General features: G+C 57.1%; 14 protein-coding genes. 9 read left to right on the top strand and 5 right to left on the bottom strand.

Going from position 1 to position 14,643, the window contains the following annotated elements; translation table 11 throughout:
* Positions 1–143 precede the first annotated feature (143 nt).
* Positions 144–626 (top strand): phosphohistidine phosphatase SixA, encoded by a 483-nt coding sequence (gene sixA / locus NYE92_RS07825; RefSeq protein WP_013026570.1) that lies wholly within the window; start codon positions 144–146, stop codon positions 624–626.
* Positions 627–703: 77 nt separating this feature from the next.
* On the opposite strand, the gene NYE92_RS07820 is transcribed toward sixA, so the two are convergent.
* Together NYE92_RS07820 and smrB are read right to left on the bottom strand one after the other, a co-directional pair.
* Entirely contained in the window at positions 704–2,524 is a 1,821-nt protein-coding gene (locus NYE92_RS07820; protein ID WP_014594202.1) for a methyl-accepting chemotaxis protein, read from the bottom strand.
* 274 nt (positions 2,525–2,798) lie between these two features.
* Positions 2,799–3,347 (bottom strand): endonuclease SmrB, encoded by a 549-nt coding sequence (gene smrB / locus NYE92_RS07815; protein ID WP_013026568.1) that lies wholly within the window; start codon positions 3,345–3,347, stop codon positions 2,799–2,801.
* Positions 3,348–3,507: 160 nt separating this feature from the next.
* Between smrB and prmB the strand changes: the two genes are divergently transcribed.
* From prmB to NYE92_RS07785, 6 genes are read left to right on the top strand one after another with little or no spacing between them, the layout of a single operon-like run.
* Positions 3,508–4,440 (top strand): 50S ribosomal protein L3 N(5)-glutamine methyltransferase, encoded by a 933-nt coding sequence (prmB, locus tag NYE92_RS07810; protein ID WP_014605352.1) that lies wholly within the window; start codon positions 3,508–3,510, stop codon positions 4,438–4,440.
* A gap of 46 nt (positions 4,441–4,486) precedes the next feature.
* Entirely contained in the window at positions 4,487–5,572 is a 1,086-nt protein-coding gene (gene aroC, locus NYE92_RS07805; protein ID WP_014605353.1) for a chorismate synthase, read from the top strand.
* Between the two features lie 4 nt (positions 5,573–5,576).
* On the top strand, positions 5,577–6,395 hold the full coding sequence (gene mepA / locus NYE92_RS07800) for a penicillin-insensitive murein endopeptidase (RefSeq protein ID WP_022623444.1): 819 nt from the start codon (positions 5,577–5,579) through the stop codon (positions 6,393–6,395).
* A gap of 8 nt (positions 6,396–6,403) precedes the next feature.
* Positions 6,404–7,207, top strand: a complete 804-nt coding sequence (locus tag NYE92_RS07795; RefSeq protein ID WP_014594199.1) for a sulfite exporter TauE/SafE family protein — start codon at positions 6,404–6,406, stop codon at positions 7,205–7,207.
* A 20-nt stretch (positions 7,208–7,227) separates the two neighbouring features.
* Positions 7,228–7,773 (top strand): elongation factor P hydroxylase, encoded by a 546-nt coding sequence (locus NYE92_RS07790; protein ID WP_019106020.1) that lies wholly within the window; start codon positions 7,228–7,230, stop codon positions 7,771–7,773.
* Positions 7,774–7,807: 34 nt separating this feature from the next.
* Complete coding sequence (locus NYE92_RS07785; RefSeq protein ID WP_013026562.1) at positions 7,808–8,089, top strand: YfcL family protein; 282 nt, start codon at positions 7,808–7,810, stop codon at positions 8,087–8,089.
* Positions 8,090–8,116: 27 nt separating this feature from the next.
* Here the strand turns inward: NYE92_RS07785 and mnmC are convergent, their stop codons facing one another.
* Complete coding sequence (mnmC, locus tag NYE92_RS07780; protein WP_019106019.1) at positions 8,117–10,129, bottom strand: bifunctional tRNA (5-methylaminomethyl-2-thiouridine)(34)-methyltransferase MnmD/FAD-dependent 5-carboxymethylaminomethyl-2-thiouridine(34) oxidoreductase MnmC; 2,013 nt, start codon at positions 10,127–10,129, stop codon at positions 8,117–8,119.
* A gap of 152 nt (positions 10,130–10,281) precedes the next feature.
* Between mnmC and fabB the strand changes: the two genes are divergently transcribed.
* Complete coding sequence (fabB, locus tag NYE92_RS07775; RefSeq protein WP_013026560.1) at positions 10,282–11,502, top strand: beta-ketoacyl-ACP synthase I; 1,221 nt, start codon at positions 10,282–10,284, stop codon at positions 11,500–11,502.
* A 92-nt stretch (positions 11,503–11,594) separates the two neighbouring features.
* On the opposite strand, the gene NYE92_RS07770 is transcribed toward fabB, so the two are convergent.
* On the bottom strand, positions 11,595–13,034 hold the full coding sequence (locus NYE92_RS07770) for a PLP-dependent aminotransferase family protein (protein ID WP_259018830.1): 1,440 nt from the start codon (positions 13,032–13,034) through the stop codon (positions 11,595–11,597).
* 88 nt (positions 13,035–13,122) lie between these two features.
* Between NYE92_RS07770 and NYE92_RS07765 the strand changes: the two genes are divergently transcribed.
* The gene (locus tag NYE92_RS07765) at positions 13,123–13,566 is read left to right on the top strand and encodes a rhodanese-like domain-containing protein (protein WP_014605357.1); all 444 of its coding nucleotides are present in this window, start codon (positions 13,123–13,125) and stop codon (positions 13,564–13,566) included.
* A 1-nt stretch (position 13,567) separates the two neighbouring features.
* Here the strand turns inward: NYE92_RS07765 and flk are convergent, their stop codons facing one another.
* The gene (gene flk, locus NYE92_RS07760; protein ID WP_014605358.1) at positions 13,568–14,608 is read right to left on the bottom strand and encodes a flagella biosynthesis regulator Flk; all 1,041 of its coding nucleotides are present in this window, start codon (positions 14,606–14,608) and stop codon (positions 13,568–13,570) included.
* Positions 14,609–14,643: the final 35 nt, after the last annotated feature.

Below are 14,643 nucleotides of genomic sequence, written 5' to 3'. Positions count from 1 at the left end.
TGCACGAATCTGACAGGTGCTTATTTAATAAACAACCGGTTGACTATACTGAAGTCATTAGGGTACAACACGACGTTCATTCGCAGAATGAAGCGCCTCATGCGGATGCATCAGGCGATGTCGACAAACAACAGCGGTGCTTTATGCAAGTTTTTATCATGCGTCACGGCGATGCGGCTCTTGAGGCTGCCAGTGATTCAGTCAGGCCTTTAACGCTTTGTGGATGTGACGAATCACGTCAAATGGCGAACTGGTTAAAAGGTCAGTCTGTTGACATTGAACGTGTACTGGTCAGCCCCTATCTCCGTGCGCAGCAGACGCTTGCCACATTTCGTGAGGCGTTCCCTTTGCCAGAAGGGGAGGATATTTTGCCGGAACTGACCCCCGGCGGCGATCCCGGTCTGGTCGGATGCTATTTGCAGGCACTGGCGAATGAAGGGGTTAAATCGGCGCTGGTTATCTCCCACTTGCCACTGGTGGGCTATCTGGTGTCGGAGCTTTGCCCCCAGGAAACCCCACCGATGTTTGCCACCTCGGCCATTGCCTGCATTGACTTCGATCCGGCTGAAAGTCAGGGCAAACTGTTATGGCAGGTCAGCCCCAAAAAACTCGCGAAAGCGATGTAATAATGTCGGGCCATTTACTGGCCCGAACATGAAAACGACCCCCGAACGTCATTCCCGTCTGCTTCTTTCCCTGCAGGTCAGGCAATCACAAAACGTGATACTGAGCCCGCCAGCGTTTGCGCCTGGTCATGGAGCGCGCTTGCCGCCGCAGACGACTGTTCCACCAGGGCCGCGTTTTGCTGCGTCACGTTATCCATTTCAACGATAGCCACGCCGACCTGCGCAATGCCGCGGTTCTGCTCTTCAGACGCGTGAGAGATCTCGTTCAGTATCTCTGTCACATTGCTGACCGAGGTGACGATTTCTCCCATAGTGTTACCTGTCTGACTGACCAGCTGTGAACCGGCGCGGATGCGCGCAACCGAGTCCTGAATAAGCGCTTCGATTTCTTTTGCCGCCAGCGCGCTGCGCTGCGCCAGATTTCTCACCTCACTTGCGACGACGGCAAAACCACGGCCCTGTTCGCCAGCCCTTGCCGCTTCTACCGCGGCGTTCAGTGCCAGAATGTTGGTCTGAAACGCAATACTGTTAATGACGGAGGTGATCTCGGAGATTTTCCCCGAGCTGGCAGAAATTTCATCCATGGTGCTGACGACATTGGTCACCAGCTCTCCGCCACGGCTCGCCGTGTCAAAGGTTTGCTGCGCCAGCCTGCTGGAATGATGAATATTATCGGCGTTCTGTTTTACTGTCGCAGTCAACTGCTCCATGCTGGCTGCCGTTTGCGCAAGGGCCGCTGCCTGGCTTTCTGTCCGTGCCGATAAATCATTATTCCCGGAGGCGATTTCTGCGGAAGCCTGGCTGACGCTGGTGACGCCGCTGCGAATCCCGCTGATAATCCGTCGCAGTTCATCGCTCATCTCGCCTACCGCGCGCATGAGCTCGCCCAGCTCATCCCGACGGGTCGAGTTGAGCATGATGCTGAGGTTGCCACGCGCCATCTGGTTCGCCACGTTTAGCAGTTCAGAAAGTGGACGCGTCAGCTGTCGGGTAATGAACAGGGCGATAACAATACCTGCCACGATGGCAGCGATAACAATGGCAGCCATTAACCACACGGCCTGTCCGGCATCGTGATTGGTGGCATCCAGCTGTTGCGTAAACAAGTTATTGCTCATGTCCGTCAGGGTCTTACCCGCAACCGCCAGCTCGGCCGTGGCCTCTTCGCCTGCTTTCACGGAGGCCATCAGCGCATTAATGTCAGCTTGTTTCCCGTCAAGCTGTTCGCTGATTTTTGCGAGCGTTGCACTGTCTGCCGGGTTAAGGCGAGGCGCAACCTGTGCGATAAGCCCGACGGTTTCAGTGAGGAAGTTGCTGAGTGCGCTGCGATCGGCATCTTTGTGCTCAAGGCCAAAGAGTTTCACCCGCACCGCGACGCCAGCCAGATGCTTATTGATTTCCTGTAAGGCTGCGGCAACCTGCGCGTCATTGCTGCTGCTCGTGGCAAGCTGGCTGATCCCCCGCATTTCTTCTTCGACAGACAGGCTTTGTAAAGCCTGAGCCCCATTACGAACGGCCTGCACGGTATCGGCCCGTTTCTGCCGGTAGGTGGCAATGGCTGACGGCATCGCCGTAATCATCGCCTGCTGACTGGCATCCCAGCGAAAAACGCCCAAATTTCTCAGGTTCTGATCCACCTCTTTCAGCATGGCTTCGTTCAGATCGATGAATTTTTCATCATGTGTTCTGACGAATTGCAGCCGGGCATCTTTGGCCTGTGAAAACCGATCGTTGACACTTTTCAGCTCCCTGAGCTTTTCGGCCCGGACGCTAATATCGTTGAGGTTTTTAATACCGCATATCGCTACGGCCAGACTCAAAAGCAAAATCAGTCCAAAACCGAGCATTAACTTTTTACCTACGTTTAAATTCTCAAAAAAATGACTTAATGCGCTCATTCAAAATGTTCCCTTGGTCAATACGCCAAAATGTTGAAGCCTAATGTGCCTAAATGCCTAGACGTTATCGGCAAGGGAAAACTTGTATTGAATATAAATAGTTTCTTAAGCAAATAGTCTGCGTCAGCCTGAACAGAAAGCAGCAGAACGCCTGGCCAAACAGGGTCGGGATCGGGCGTTTAAGGGGAGCGACGTGTGAGTCCGTTTAACGGGCTCCCCCGTCAAAGGGGGAGGCAGCGGGGCAAGGTGCTTAAGCCGTTTTGCTGCCTGAATGTCAGGGCAGCTCTGGCGGTTGCCACTCTTCTACTTCAATCAGCACCAGCAAGGCAGCGTCGCCACCAAACATTTTAGGTGCCTGGTGAAAGGCCATTACCCAGGGATGTTGAGCCAGCCAAAGCGGCGTTTGCTGCTTTAGAATATGTTTACCATGTCCGGTCATCACGCTGGCGCAAAAAAGGTGTTCGCGACGACAGGCGGCAATTAGCGCGCCTAACTCCTGCTTGGCCTGCATCTGTGTTAACCCATGCAGATCGAGAAAAATCTCTGGCGTGTAATCGCCCCGACGCAGCTTTTTCAGCTCAAAATGGCTCACGTCCGCGCGCACATAGCGCGTCGCCCCTTCAGTGGAAAGCAGCGGCTGGAACTCATCGGAAAAGTAGTGGCTGTTATCCGCCTGTTCAGACAGCAGCCTTTTTATCGGCACTTCCCGGGTTTTAACCGCCGGTTTGTGTACGATAGTGTCTTGTTTTAACTGACGCGTTCCTGTCATCAACTGGCGAAACAGCGCTTGATCATCCTGGCTCAGGGGGTTTTTTTTACTCATGGGTGGTGAATCATGTCTGAGGTGGCTGATTAACAGCAGAAGCCGATACCTTACCGTTAACCGTCATTAATTGTCAGCTTTTTCACCTTGCTGCGCTGAATTCTCCTCGGCTTCGTGGCAAACTATCGGCCGAATTAGTAAAAGGCCTGCGGAGGGCTACGTGGACAAAATTTTCGTCGATGAGGCAGTGAACGAACTGCACACCATTCAGGATATGCTGCGCTGGTCAGTGAGCCGCTTTACGGCTGCCGGAATCTGGTACGGACACGGCACAGATAACCCCTGGGACGAAGCTGTCCAGCTGGTCCTGCCCACGCTGTGGTTGCCCCTGGATATCCCTGAAGACATGCGTAACGCGCGCCTTACGGCCAGCGAACGCCATCGCATTGTTGAGCGCGTCATTCGCCGCGTGAACGAGCGCATCCCGGTCGCCTATCTCACGAATAAAGCCTGGTTCTGCGGCCATGAGTTTTACGTTGATGAACGGGTTCTGGTTCCCCGTTCGCCCATTGGGGAACTGATTGAAAACCGCTTTGCCGGTCTGATCACGGACAAACCGCGACATATTCTGGACATGTGCACCGGCAGCGGCTGTATTGCGATTGCCTGCGCCTATGCCTTTCCGGACGCAGAAGTGGATGCAGTGGATATTTCCCACGATGCGCTGGCGGTCGCCGAGCAAAATATTGAAGAGCACGGCCTGATTCATCACGTCACGCCGATCCGCGCCGATCTGTTCCGCGAACTCCCGCCGGTGCAGTACGACCTGATCGTGACGAATCCGCCCTATGTCGATGCGGAAGATATGGACGATCTGCCGAGCGAGTATCAGCATGAACCCGAACTGGGGCTGGCGGCGGGCAGCGATGGCCTTAAACTGGTGCGCCGCATTCTTGCCTGCGCGCCGGGCTACCTGAGCGAGCAGGGCGTGCTGATTTGCGAAGTGGGCAACAGCATGGTGCACATGATGGAACAGTATCCCGATGTGCCCTTTACCTGGCTGGAGTTCGACAATGGCGGCGACGGCGTCTTTATGCTCACCCGCCAGCAGATCGTGGATGCACAGCACCATTTCTCATTTTATAAAGACTAAAAGGATGGGCGAACTTTCGCCCGTCAAACCGTAACAAGGAATCTCAATGGCCGGAAACAGCATCGGACAGTTCTTTCGCGTCACCACCTTTGGTGAATCTCACGGTATTGCCCTGGGCTGTATTGTTGATGGCGTGCCGCCGGGCATCCCGTTAACCGAAGCCGATATCCAGCACGATCTCGACCGTCGTCGTCCAGGCACGTCGCGCTATACCACCCAGCGCCGTGAGCCGGATCAGGTGAAAATTTTGTCTGGCGTGTTTGAAGGTGTGACCACCGGTACCTCGATCGGCCTGCTGATTGAGAACACCGATCAGCGCTCGCAGGATTATGGTGCCATTAAAGATCTGTTCCGTCCTGGCCATGCGGATTACACCTATGAGCAGAAGTACGGTACGCGTGACTACCGTGGTGGCGGCCGTTCATCAGCACGCGAAACCGCGATGCGCGTGGCTGCTGGGGCGATTGCCAAAAAATATCTGCAGATGAAGCACGATATTGTGGTTCGCGGCTATCTGGCGCAGATCGGCGACGTGGCCTGTGAACTGAAAGACTGGAGCATTGTGGAAGATAATCCTTTCTTTTGCCCGGATGCGGACAAGCTGGACGCGCTGGACGAGCTGATGCGCGGCCTGAAGAAGGAAGGCGATTCGATTGGGGCCAAGGTCACGGTCATGGCGGAAAACGTACCACCAGGCCTGGGCGAGCCGGTTTTTGATCGCCTGGATGCCGACCTGGCGCATGCGCTCATGAGCATTAATGCGGTGAAAGGGGTAGAAATCGGCGACGGTTTTGCCGTGGTTAATCAGCGTGGCAGTCAGCATCGCGATGAAATTCGCGCCAGTGGTTTCCAGAGCAACCATGCGGGCGGTATTCTGGGCGGCATCAGCAGCGGTCAGACAATCAGCGCCAATCTGGCCATGAAGCCCACCTCCAGTATTACCGTGCCGGGGAAAACCATCACCCGCGACGGCGAGGAAGTGGAGATGATCACGAAAGGTCGCCACGATCCCTGCGTGGGCATCCGTGCCGTGCCGATTGCCGAAGCCATGATGGCCATCGTGCTGATGGATCATCTGCTGCGCCAGCGCGCGCAGTGTGGCGATGTGCACTCCACCGTGCCACGTTGGTAAGCCAATGAAAATTTTGCTGATGGTGAGCGCGCTGTTGTTGAGCGCGGCCAGCCTGGCGGCGACGCCGTGGCAGCGCATCCAGCACCCGATTGCGGGTCAACCGACGGCTATTGGTGGCTTTGCCAATGGCTGTATTGTGGGTGCGCAGGCTTTACCGCTTAATTCGCCTGATTATCAGGTGATGCGTCAGGATCAGCGCCGCTATTTCGGGCATCCCGATCTGATCCTGTTTATCCAGCGCCTGGCCACCCAGGCCCATAGCCTCCAGCTAGGAAACGTGTTGATTGGCGATATGGGCATGGCGGCGGGCGGGCGCTTCAGCAGTGGACATGCCAGCCATCAAACCGGGCTGGACGTGGACATCTGGCTGCAACTGCCTAAAACCCGCTGGAGCGCGCAGCAGCTGCTTAAGCCCCAGCCGCTGGACCTCGTCACCGCCGACGACAAGAACGTGGTGGCGCGCCACTGGCAGCCTGAGATTGACAGCCTGATTAAGCTGGCGGCGAAAGATGAAGATGTCACGCGTATTTTCGTCAATCCGGCGATTAAAAAGCAGCTGTGTGCCGATGCAGGCACAGACCGGGCCTGGCTGCGTAAGGTGCGTCCTTGGTTTGCGCATCGCGCCCACATGCACGTCCGTTTACGCTGTCCGCAGGGCAGCCCCGACTGTGAAGAGCAGGCACCGCCGCCTGCCGGTGACGGCTGCGGCGCAGAACTGCAAAGCTGGTTTTTGCCCAGGCAGCCTGGCTCTGCACCGGTGAAACGTGAACCGCCGCCGCTGCCTGCGGCCTGTCAGGCACTGCTGGATAAACATCTACTGTAAGGGTTCCCATGGAATGGTTCGTTGTCAGCCCGTTGTTGGTCGCGCTGCTGTTTTTCATTGCGCTGCTGGCAGGTTTTATTGACTCCATTGCGGGCGGCGGCGGACTGTTAACCGTTCCCGCGTTGCTGGCGGCCGGGCTGTCACCGGCTCAGGCGCTGGCAACCAACAAGCTGCAGTCGGTCGGCGGATCGTTCTCGGCCAGCCTCTATTTTGTCCGGCGCGGGGCGATTAAGCTGAGCGAGCAGCGGCTGAATATCGCCATGACCTTTTTGGGGGCGGTTGGCGGTGCCATTCTGATCCAGCACCTTCAGGCTGATTTTTTGCGTCAGGTGCTGCCGCTGTTGTTGATTGCTATTGGCATGTGGTTTCTGCTGATGCCGCGCATCGGTGAAGACGATCGCGTTCACCGCCTGCAGGGGCTGCCTTTTGCCCTGGTCGGCGGTGGCTGTATCGGCTTTTATGATGGCTTCTTTGGACCCGGTGCGGGCTCTTTCTACGCGCTGGGCTTCGTGACGCTATGCGGCTACAACCTGGCGAAAGCCACCGCCCACGCCAAACTGCTCAATTTCACCTCAAACTTGGGCAGCCTGCTGTTTTTTATGTTTGGTGGCAAAGTGGTCTGGGGCACGGGACTTATCATGATGCTGGGGGCTTTTTGCGGGGCTCGTTTGGGCGCCAGGCTGGTGCTGGCACGCGGACAAAGGCTGATTCGCCCGATGGTGGTCATCGTTTCGGCGGTGATGAGCATCAAGCTGCTCTGGGACAGCCACGGCAGCGAATTGATGGCCTGGCTGAGCACGCTGAATCTGTAATACTTTTACGTGATGACTTAATGACAACAACACATAATTACGCGCAGCTTATTACGCTGTTTGATGACTGCTTTAGCCACGATTTTCAGACCCGTCTAATTAAAGGCGATGACGAACCGATCTATCTTCCAGCGGATGATGAATCACCATGGAACCGGGTGGTTTTTGCTCATGGGTTTTATGCCAGCGCGCTGCATGAAATTTCACACTGGTGCATTGCTGGCGAAGCCCGGCGTAAGTTAGTGGATTTTGGCTACTGGTATTGTCCGGACGGACGCGACGCGCAAACGCAGAGCCAGTTTGAAGCGGTTGAGGTGAAGCCGCAGGCGCTGGAGTGGATGTTTTGTGTAGCCGCAGGCTTTCCCTTCAACGTCAGTTGTGACAATCTCGAAGGCGATTGTGAGCCAGATCGCATTGGCTTTCAGCGTAAAGTTCATGCCCAGGTCATGAGCTATCTGGCGTCGGGTATTCCTGAGCGCCCCGCACGCTTTATTTCAGCCCTGGCTGACTATTATGGCAGGCCTTCTCTGACCGCATCGCAGTTTCCCTGGCCGGACGATCTGTGATGCATAAGGGACTTAATAACAGAGGAATGATGAGATGATCGCAGAATTTGAGGCACGTATTCTGGCCCTGATTGACGATATGGTTGAGCACGCCAGTGACGATGAGCTATTTGCCAGCGGTTATCTGCGCGGCCACCTCACTCTGGCAGTCGCTGAAGTGGAACTGCTGGACGACCACACGCCGCAGGCGCTACAGATTCAGGTGACACGTAGCCTGCAAAATGCCATTGCTGCCGGGGAGTTATCGCCACGGGACCAGGCGCTGGTGATTGGCATGTGGGATAACCTGTTTTTACAGGCCCGTCAGACGGCTTGAGTAGTCAGGGCGGCAGACCGCCCTGTGCTATTTCCCCGCTTTTTTACCCTTCAGTAGTTTTCTTACCCAGTAACGATTGGGATGAAGCGCCGCGAGCGTGTTGAGGTCCAGCGGCTGGGGTTCACCGCTAAGCTGAGCCGCCAGCACTTCCGCCGCCAGGGGGGCGCTGCACAGCCCGCGTGAGCCAAGCGCACCAAACAGATAAAGGCCAGGGAAACAGGGTGCCATTTCGCTCTCGGCCTCGCGGGCGCGCTGCTGAGCAAGATCGGCATAAACGTCAAGCGTTGCCACGTAATCCGGCACGCTGCCGACCATGGGCAAATGATCGCGTGTGGCGCAGCGCACGCCATTGCGCGCCTCGCCCTCACTGACGTCCACGTCATTCACCCAGTCGCTGTGTGGCAGGCAGTGCTGCAGACGGCTGCGGTTTTGCTGCTGATCGTCTTCGCGATAGGCGGTAGAGGTGTCGCCACGATGATAGCTGGCCCCGATACAGTGCGTACCAAACTGCGGGCTGGCTGGCGTGAGGTAGCCGTCATAGCAAAGTACCGTTTTCAGTGCCGACAGGGCCGGTGAAGCCGGGATATGGCTGACCTGACCGGCGACCGGGTAAACCGGCAGGGCATCGGTCTGAGGCAGATCGGTCATGGCATGACCATTAGCCAGCACCACAGCCTGATGCTGGGTTGCGGGCTTTTCGTCAAAGGTTAACTGCCAGCCTTGCTGAACCTGCGTCAGTGCGGTGACGCGGTGCAGCCAGTGAATGCGTAATCCACGCTGCTCGCAGTGGGACAGCAGGGCTGTGGTTAATTCGGCCGGGGCCAGCCAGCCGCCCAGTGGATAAAATATACCTCCGCAATCCAGCGCCACATTTGCCAACGCGGCTGCCTCGTCCTGGTTGACGCCAAAGGCGACCTCAGCCGGTAGGGCCATATCCAGCATCTGCGCAATCTTACTGGCACTTTTCTCGTCCCAGCCCAACTGCAATACGCCGCTCCAGTCATGTTCATAAGGCAGATCGAGTTGATCATACAGGCGACGGGCAAAACTGAATGCGGCAGGAAAGAAAGCCGCCAGGGCAGGATCGTGCTGGTTAAGGAGCGGATAGAGCGCGCCCTGACGATTACTGGACGCCCCCAGCGCGGGTGCCTCGTCAGCGCAGTAGAGCGTCACGCGAAAGCCCCGGCGAAGTAAGGCAAGGGCCAGCGTCGCGCTGGCAACGCCGCCGCCGACCAGGGCGATCTCCTTACCGGACAGGGCAGGGCGCGCATACCAGGGCTGGCGATGAGTCAGCGCAGGCGCGGCCTCAAGCGAACCGCACAGCATTTCCCGTTTCGGCCCAAAGCCTTTACGCCGGGTCACCGCAAAGCCCGCCTGTTGCAACCCGCGCCGCACAAAACCCGCTGCCGTAAAGGTTGCAAATGTGCCCCCTGGCCGGGCCAGTTTCGCCATCGACGCAAACAGTTCCGGCGTCCACATATCGGGATTTTTCGACGGCGCAAAGCCATCCAGAAACCAGGCATCCACCTGGCGATGCAGACTGTCATCAAAATTATCAATTAGCGCATTAATATCGCCTAACCACAGGTCCAGTGTGACGCGGCCCGAATCAAATAACACCCGCTGGCAGCCTGGCAGTGCCAGCGGCCACTGGTGCTGGAGCTGTTCAGCCCAGGGGGCCAGTTCGGGCCAGTGCTGGTGGGCCGCCGTTAAATCGGCCTGCGTCAGGGGGAATTTTTCAAAACTGATGAAGTGCAGACGTTTTAGGGGCGCGTCAGGATAATGTTGCTGGAAGGAATCAAAGGCCTGCCAGAGCGTGAGAAAGTTCAGGCCTGTGCCAAACCCGCTTTCGGCAACAATGAGCAGATCGCGCGGGTGCTGATGAAAGCGTTGTGGGAAATCATTGCCACCCAGAAAGACATAACGTGTCTCTTCCAGACCGTTGTCATTGGAAAAATAGACGTCGTCAAACGCTCGGGAAACAGGTGTACCCTGTTCGTTCCAGCTCAGTCTGGCGTGTTCAACCTGGGGTGTTTTCACAGTAAAGGCTCATTTTTCAGGGAGTGTCAGGATCTTATCGGTCGGCGTGACATGACGCAAATTTACAAAAGGAAATGGCTGATCGGACTTGTTCGGCGTACAAGTGTAAGCTAGAGTGCTCGTCAAATAACAGAAGTGGTGAGGAAGATTGAATGAAACGTGCTGTGATTACTGGCTTAGGGATCGTTTCCAGTATTGGTAATAACCAGCAAGAGGTGCTGGCATCTCTGCGTGAGGGCCGCTCAGGCATCACTTTTTCCCAGGAGATGAAAGATTCCGGCATGCGTAGTCACGTCTGGGGTAACGTTAAACTCGATACTACCGGCCTCATCGATCGCAAAGTTGTGCGTTTTATGAGTGATGCGTCCATCTATGCTTACCTGTCTATGGAAGAAGCCATCAAAGATTCTGGCCTGAGCAACGAAGCTTACCAGAATAACCCTCGCGTAGGTCTGATTGCAGGATCTGGCGGTGGTTCCCCACGTTTTCAGGTTTTTGGTGCGGATGCCATGCGCAGCCCACGCGGTCTGAAAGCCGTAGGGCCTTATGTGGTGACTAAGGCAATGGCGTCAGGCGTTTCAGCCTGTCTGGCTACGCCGTTTAAAATCCACGGCGTGAACTATTCAATCAGCTCTGCCTGTGCGACCTCCGCGCACTGTATCGGTAACGCGGTTGAACAGATTCAACTGGGCAAACAGGATATCGTTTTTGCGGGCGGCGGCGAAGAGCTGTGCTGGGAAATGGCCTGTGAGTTTGATGCAATGGGCGCACTTTCTACGCGTTATAACGACACGCCAGAAAAAGCCTCACGGACCTATGACAACGAACGTGATGGCTTCGTCATTGCGGGCGGCGGCGGTATGGTCGTGGTTGAAGAACTGGAACATGCGCTGGCGCGTGGCGCGCACATCTACGCTGAAATCGTGGGCTATGGCGCAACGTCGGACGGGGCAGACATGGTTGCGCCATCCGGTGAAGGCGCAGTGCGCTGCATGAAGATGGCGATGCACGGTGTGGATACGCCAATCGACTACCTGAACAGCCACGGAACCTCTACGCCAGTCGGTGATGTGAAAGAGCTGGGTGCCATTCGCGAAGTGTTCGGCGACAACACGCCGTATATTTCTGCAACCAAAGCGATGACCGGCCACTCCTTAGGGGCGGCGGGCGTGCAGGAAGCTATCTACTCGCTGCTGATGCTGGAGCACGGTTTTATTGCCCCAAGCATCAATATCAGCTCGCTGGACGCGGCGGCAGAAGGGATGAATATTGTGACTCAGCCAACTGAAAAAGCGCTGACCACGGTAATGTCAAACAGCTTTGGCTTTGGTGGCACCAACGCCACGCTGACAATGCGTAAATACCAGGCTTAATGCCCGGTTAAAAACGTGGCGTCGCGCTGCGCGGCACGACGTGAACCCTGCGAAAAGGTCGGCTTGCCGGCCTTTTTTGTTTTGATTATCCCTCAGCGACGGTTGGGTGATGAGCCTGATGAAAGCAGCCTCACCAGCTTATCGCACCCGGCCACTATCTCATCCGGCGTCAGCGCCGCAAAACCCAGAATCCAGCCTTGCTGACGCGCGCCATCGCCGTAGAGCGGACTCAGGCGAGGCAGCAATAACCCCATCTTCTCGGCCTGTAAGCTCAGCCTCGCTTCGTCGCCCTGCCGCAGAGCAACGGTTGTCTGCAGTCCACCCGGGCAGGGAAAGGGGCTGAGCCAGGGCGTCAGGCGTTGCGCTATCTGCTCGAGTAAGCGATCGCGGCGGCTATGGTAAAGCTGGCGCATCAAACGCAGGTGGCTGGCAAAATGCCCCTGCTGCATAAATTCCGCCGTTACCGCCTGGGGCAGCAGGGCGCTGTGCCCGTCAAGCAGGCTGCGCGCGCGACCTAAGGGCGCGACCAGCGGGCCGGGCACCACCATCCATGCCAGACGTAGCGACGGAAACAGCGATTTTGAAAATGTGCCGAGGGTAATGACCCGGTTATCGTTGTCGAGTCCGTGCAGCGCAGACGCAGGGCGATCGTCATAGTGAAACTCGCTGTCGTAATCGTCTTCAATCAGCCAACTGCCGTTGCGCCGTGCCCAGTCCAGCCAGGCCAGACGGCGCGGCAGGCTTAATGACACGCCGGTGGGATACTGATGCGAAGGCGTCAGATACATCAGCTTTGCTGTTCCGGCTTGAGGAATCGCCCCCTCGGCATCCACCTGAATGCCGCGCACCCGTGCGCCTGCAGCAAGAAAGGCATTGCGCCCCCCCGCATAGCCCGGCTCTTCCATCCAGATCTCATCACCGGGATCAATCAGCATTAACGACAGCAGCTGCAGCGCCTGCTGTGAACTGGTCAAAATAATCACCTGCTCAGCCTCACAGTGAACCCCACGAGACAGGGCAAGGTAGTCTGCAAGCGCGTGGCGAAGTGGCAGGTACCCCAACGGATCGCCATAGCCCATGACGCCAGGGCCTGCGGTGCGCTGCACGCGGGCGGTTAAGCGCCGCCAGAGGGGATGAGGAAAGGCGCGCAAATCTGGCGAACCTGCCGAAAAGGCATACGGAAAGGGCGCATCCTGACAACCGCCTGTCGCCAGTATCTGATGGCCGCGCTGCGAGAAATGCGCCATGCGGTCAGCGCGGGGGCGCGGCGCGCTGACCGGCAGCGTGATGGCAACGAAGCTACCGCGACCGGACTCCCGCCGCAGGTAGCCTTCACTTTCAAGCTGAGCGTAAGCCGCTTCAACCGTAACGCGTGACAGATTCAAATCGGCAGCCAACTGACGGCTGGAGGGCAGTTTCTGACCCGCCTGAAGGTGCGCGGTCTCTATCCACTGGCGAAGCGTGGCGCACAGGCGGTCGCGCAGACCGCCGGTTGCCTGATGATGAAACAGTTGCAGCAGCGGGGAAGTCATCGTGGTCTTATGGGCTCATTGAAAGCGGTATTATCCAGCAGTCCACTTTGCCGTAAACTGCCTGTCTGCCACAACAGGAGAAAAAACGATGTCATCTGTTTTAGGTTTTCCCCCCGCGTCACCGCAGCAGAGCCTTGCATATCTGCAGGCCAAACTGGCTTATTACACCGATGCCTGGGATCTGGCTGACGATCTGGCCCATCAGCGACCGGGCGTTGTCGTCATTGATGCCCGTCAGATCGAGGCTTACCGCGCCGGTCATCTCTGCGGAGCAATAAATTTTCCGCATCGGGAAATGAATGAAGCCAGCACAGCCGGACTGGATCGCAACCTGCTGTATGTGACGTACTGTGATGGCATTGGCTGCAATGGTTCGACCAAAGCGGCTTATCAGCTGGCGTTGCTGGGATTTAAGGTCAAGGAACTGATTGGCGGGCTGGATTTCTGGAAGCGCGATGGCCATCCCATGGCATGGGGCGACGAGCCGGGAGAATGGCCGCAGACGGCTTCTGCGGCATCCTGTGGGTGTTAACTTACAGCACCAGCCAGAGTAAAAAGGCCAGAACGATTAACCCGACGACCGCGCTCAGCACCGGGCGCGCTGCCAGCGGCTGCAGGACAGGCGGCAGCGAGCCGGAGATGGGCGCCCAGATGGGATGCGGATTCAGTTCGTTATCGGCCAGGGCTTGCTCGTGTGCTCTTTCTGCGCGACGTGCAAACAGGAAGTTAAGCAGATCCTGGGTTTGCGTCGGGGTCAGCACCATCTGAGGCGTGGCCTGAAAGCGTTGCAGGCTGTAGTCTTCCAGCATCTGCTGTTCACGCTGATCCAGAGGGTGTTTCAGCGAGGTTTCAATCAGCTGCAACGTTGGCGCACTGTGCTGGCTTAACGTCTGACGGACCTGTAAATACTGAGTGAGCAGCGGATAGTGGCGTGACGGGATCGGATCGCCGCTGGTCAGGTTTACCAGCTTTAGTGCGGCGGTCCATATTTTGCCACTGGATTCGCCCGTCGCGGCAGCCAGGCGCACAATTTGCTGATTCAGCGCCTGATGCTCGGCAGGCAGCAGCGTGCGATCGCTGCTGCGGCTCTGCTGAGGTTGCGGAATGGCCATCTGACCATTTTGCAGCATGGTCAGCACCTGACGAAGCTGATCCTGGGTTAATGCGCTCAGCACCGTCTGACCAAACTGCTGGCGGATAAAATCACTTACCGCCTGGCGGTTATTGCCTTTGGGCAACAGGTCGGTGAGTTGCGTCATTAACTGACGCGTACCGTGACCGGTCTGCACCTGCGCCAGGCGGTTGTTAAGAAACTGCTCCGCAGCCGGAAAATGGCGTGACTGGAGTTCTGCTTCGCTTTTAACACCGACTTCATGACGCAGGCCGGCCCAGAGCTCAGGCGCTTTAAGCGTGCTGAGCGACATGATGCGCACAATGAGGCGCTCAAGCGTCGTGCGCTGGGCAGGAGAAAGGGGTTGTTCACCGGCAACACTTCCCGTACGCGGGGCGTCAGTTTGCGGATTAACAGATGAACGATCGCCGACCGGCACACCGGGGCCGCTGACAGGTTGCATGGCGGATTCCTTGGGAAACAGAACAGCGTGGGGTG

It is taken from the genome of Pantoea sp. B566 (assembly GCF_024793925.1).
Classification (GTDB): domain Bacteria; phylum Pseudomonadota; class Gammaproteobacteria; order Enterobacterales; family Enterobacteriaceae; genus Pantoea; species Pantoea ananatis.
Note: the sequence above shows the minus strand (reverse complement) of the source record. Positions and strands in the feature narration are given on the sequence as shown.

Excerpts from the sequence above, each read along its gene's own strand:
- NYE92_RS07820 (WP_014594202.1), bottom strand. The coding sequence starts at position 2,524 with ATGAGCGCATTAAGTCATTTTTTTGAGAATTTAAACGTAGGTAAAAAG.
- NYE92_RS07765 (WP_014605357.1), top strand. The coding sequence starts at position 13,123 with ATGTCATCTGTTTTAGGTTTTCCCCCCGCGTCACCGCAGCAGAGCCTT.
- NYE92_RS07795 (WP_014594199.1), top strand. The coding sequence starts at position 6,404 with ATGGAATGGTTCGTTGTCAGCCCGTTGTTGGTCGCGCTGCTGTTTTTC.
- mepA (WP_022623444.1), top strand. The coding sequence starts at position 5,577 with ATGAAAATTTTGCTGATGGTGAGCGCGCTGTTGTTGAGCGCGGCCAGC.
- NYE92_RS07770 (WP_259018830.1), bottom strand. The coding sequence starts at position 13,034 with ATGACTTCCCCGCTGCTGCAACTGTTTCATCATCAGGCAACCGGCGGT.
- sixA (WP_013026570.1), top strand. The coding sequence starts at position 144 with ATGCAAGTTTTTATCATGCGTCACGGCGATGCGGCTCTTGAGGCTGCC.
- fabB (WP_013026560.1), top strand. The coding sequence starts at position 10,282 with ATGAAACGTGCTGTGATTACTGGCTTAGGGATCGTTTCCAGTATTGGT.
- aroC (WP_014605353.1), top strand. The coding sequence starts at position 4,487 with ATGGCCGGAAACAGCATCGGACAGTTCTTTCGCGTCACCACCTTTGGT.
- NYE92_RS07790 (WP_019106020.1), top strand. The coding sequence starts at position 7,228 with ATGACAACAACACATAATTACGCGCAGCTTATTACGCTGTTTGATGAC.
- smrB (WP_013026568.1), bottom strand. The coding sequence starts at position 3,347 with ATGAGTAAAAAAAACCCCCTGAGCCAGGATGATCAAGCGCTGTTTCGC.
- flk (WP_014605358.1), bottom strand. The coding sequence starts at position 14,608 with ATGCAACCTGTCAGCGGCCCCGGTGTGCCGGTCGGCGATCGTTCATCT.
- NYE92_RS07785 (WP_013026562.1), top strand. The coding sequence starts at position 7,808 with ATGATCGCAGAATTTGAGGCACGTATTCTGGCCCTGATTGACGATATG.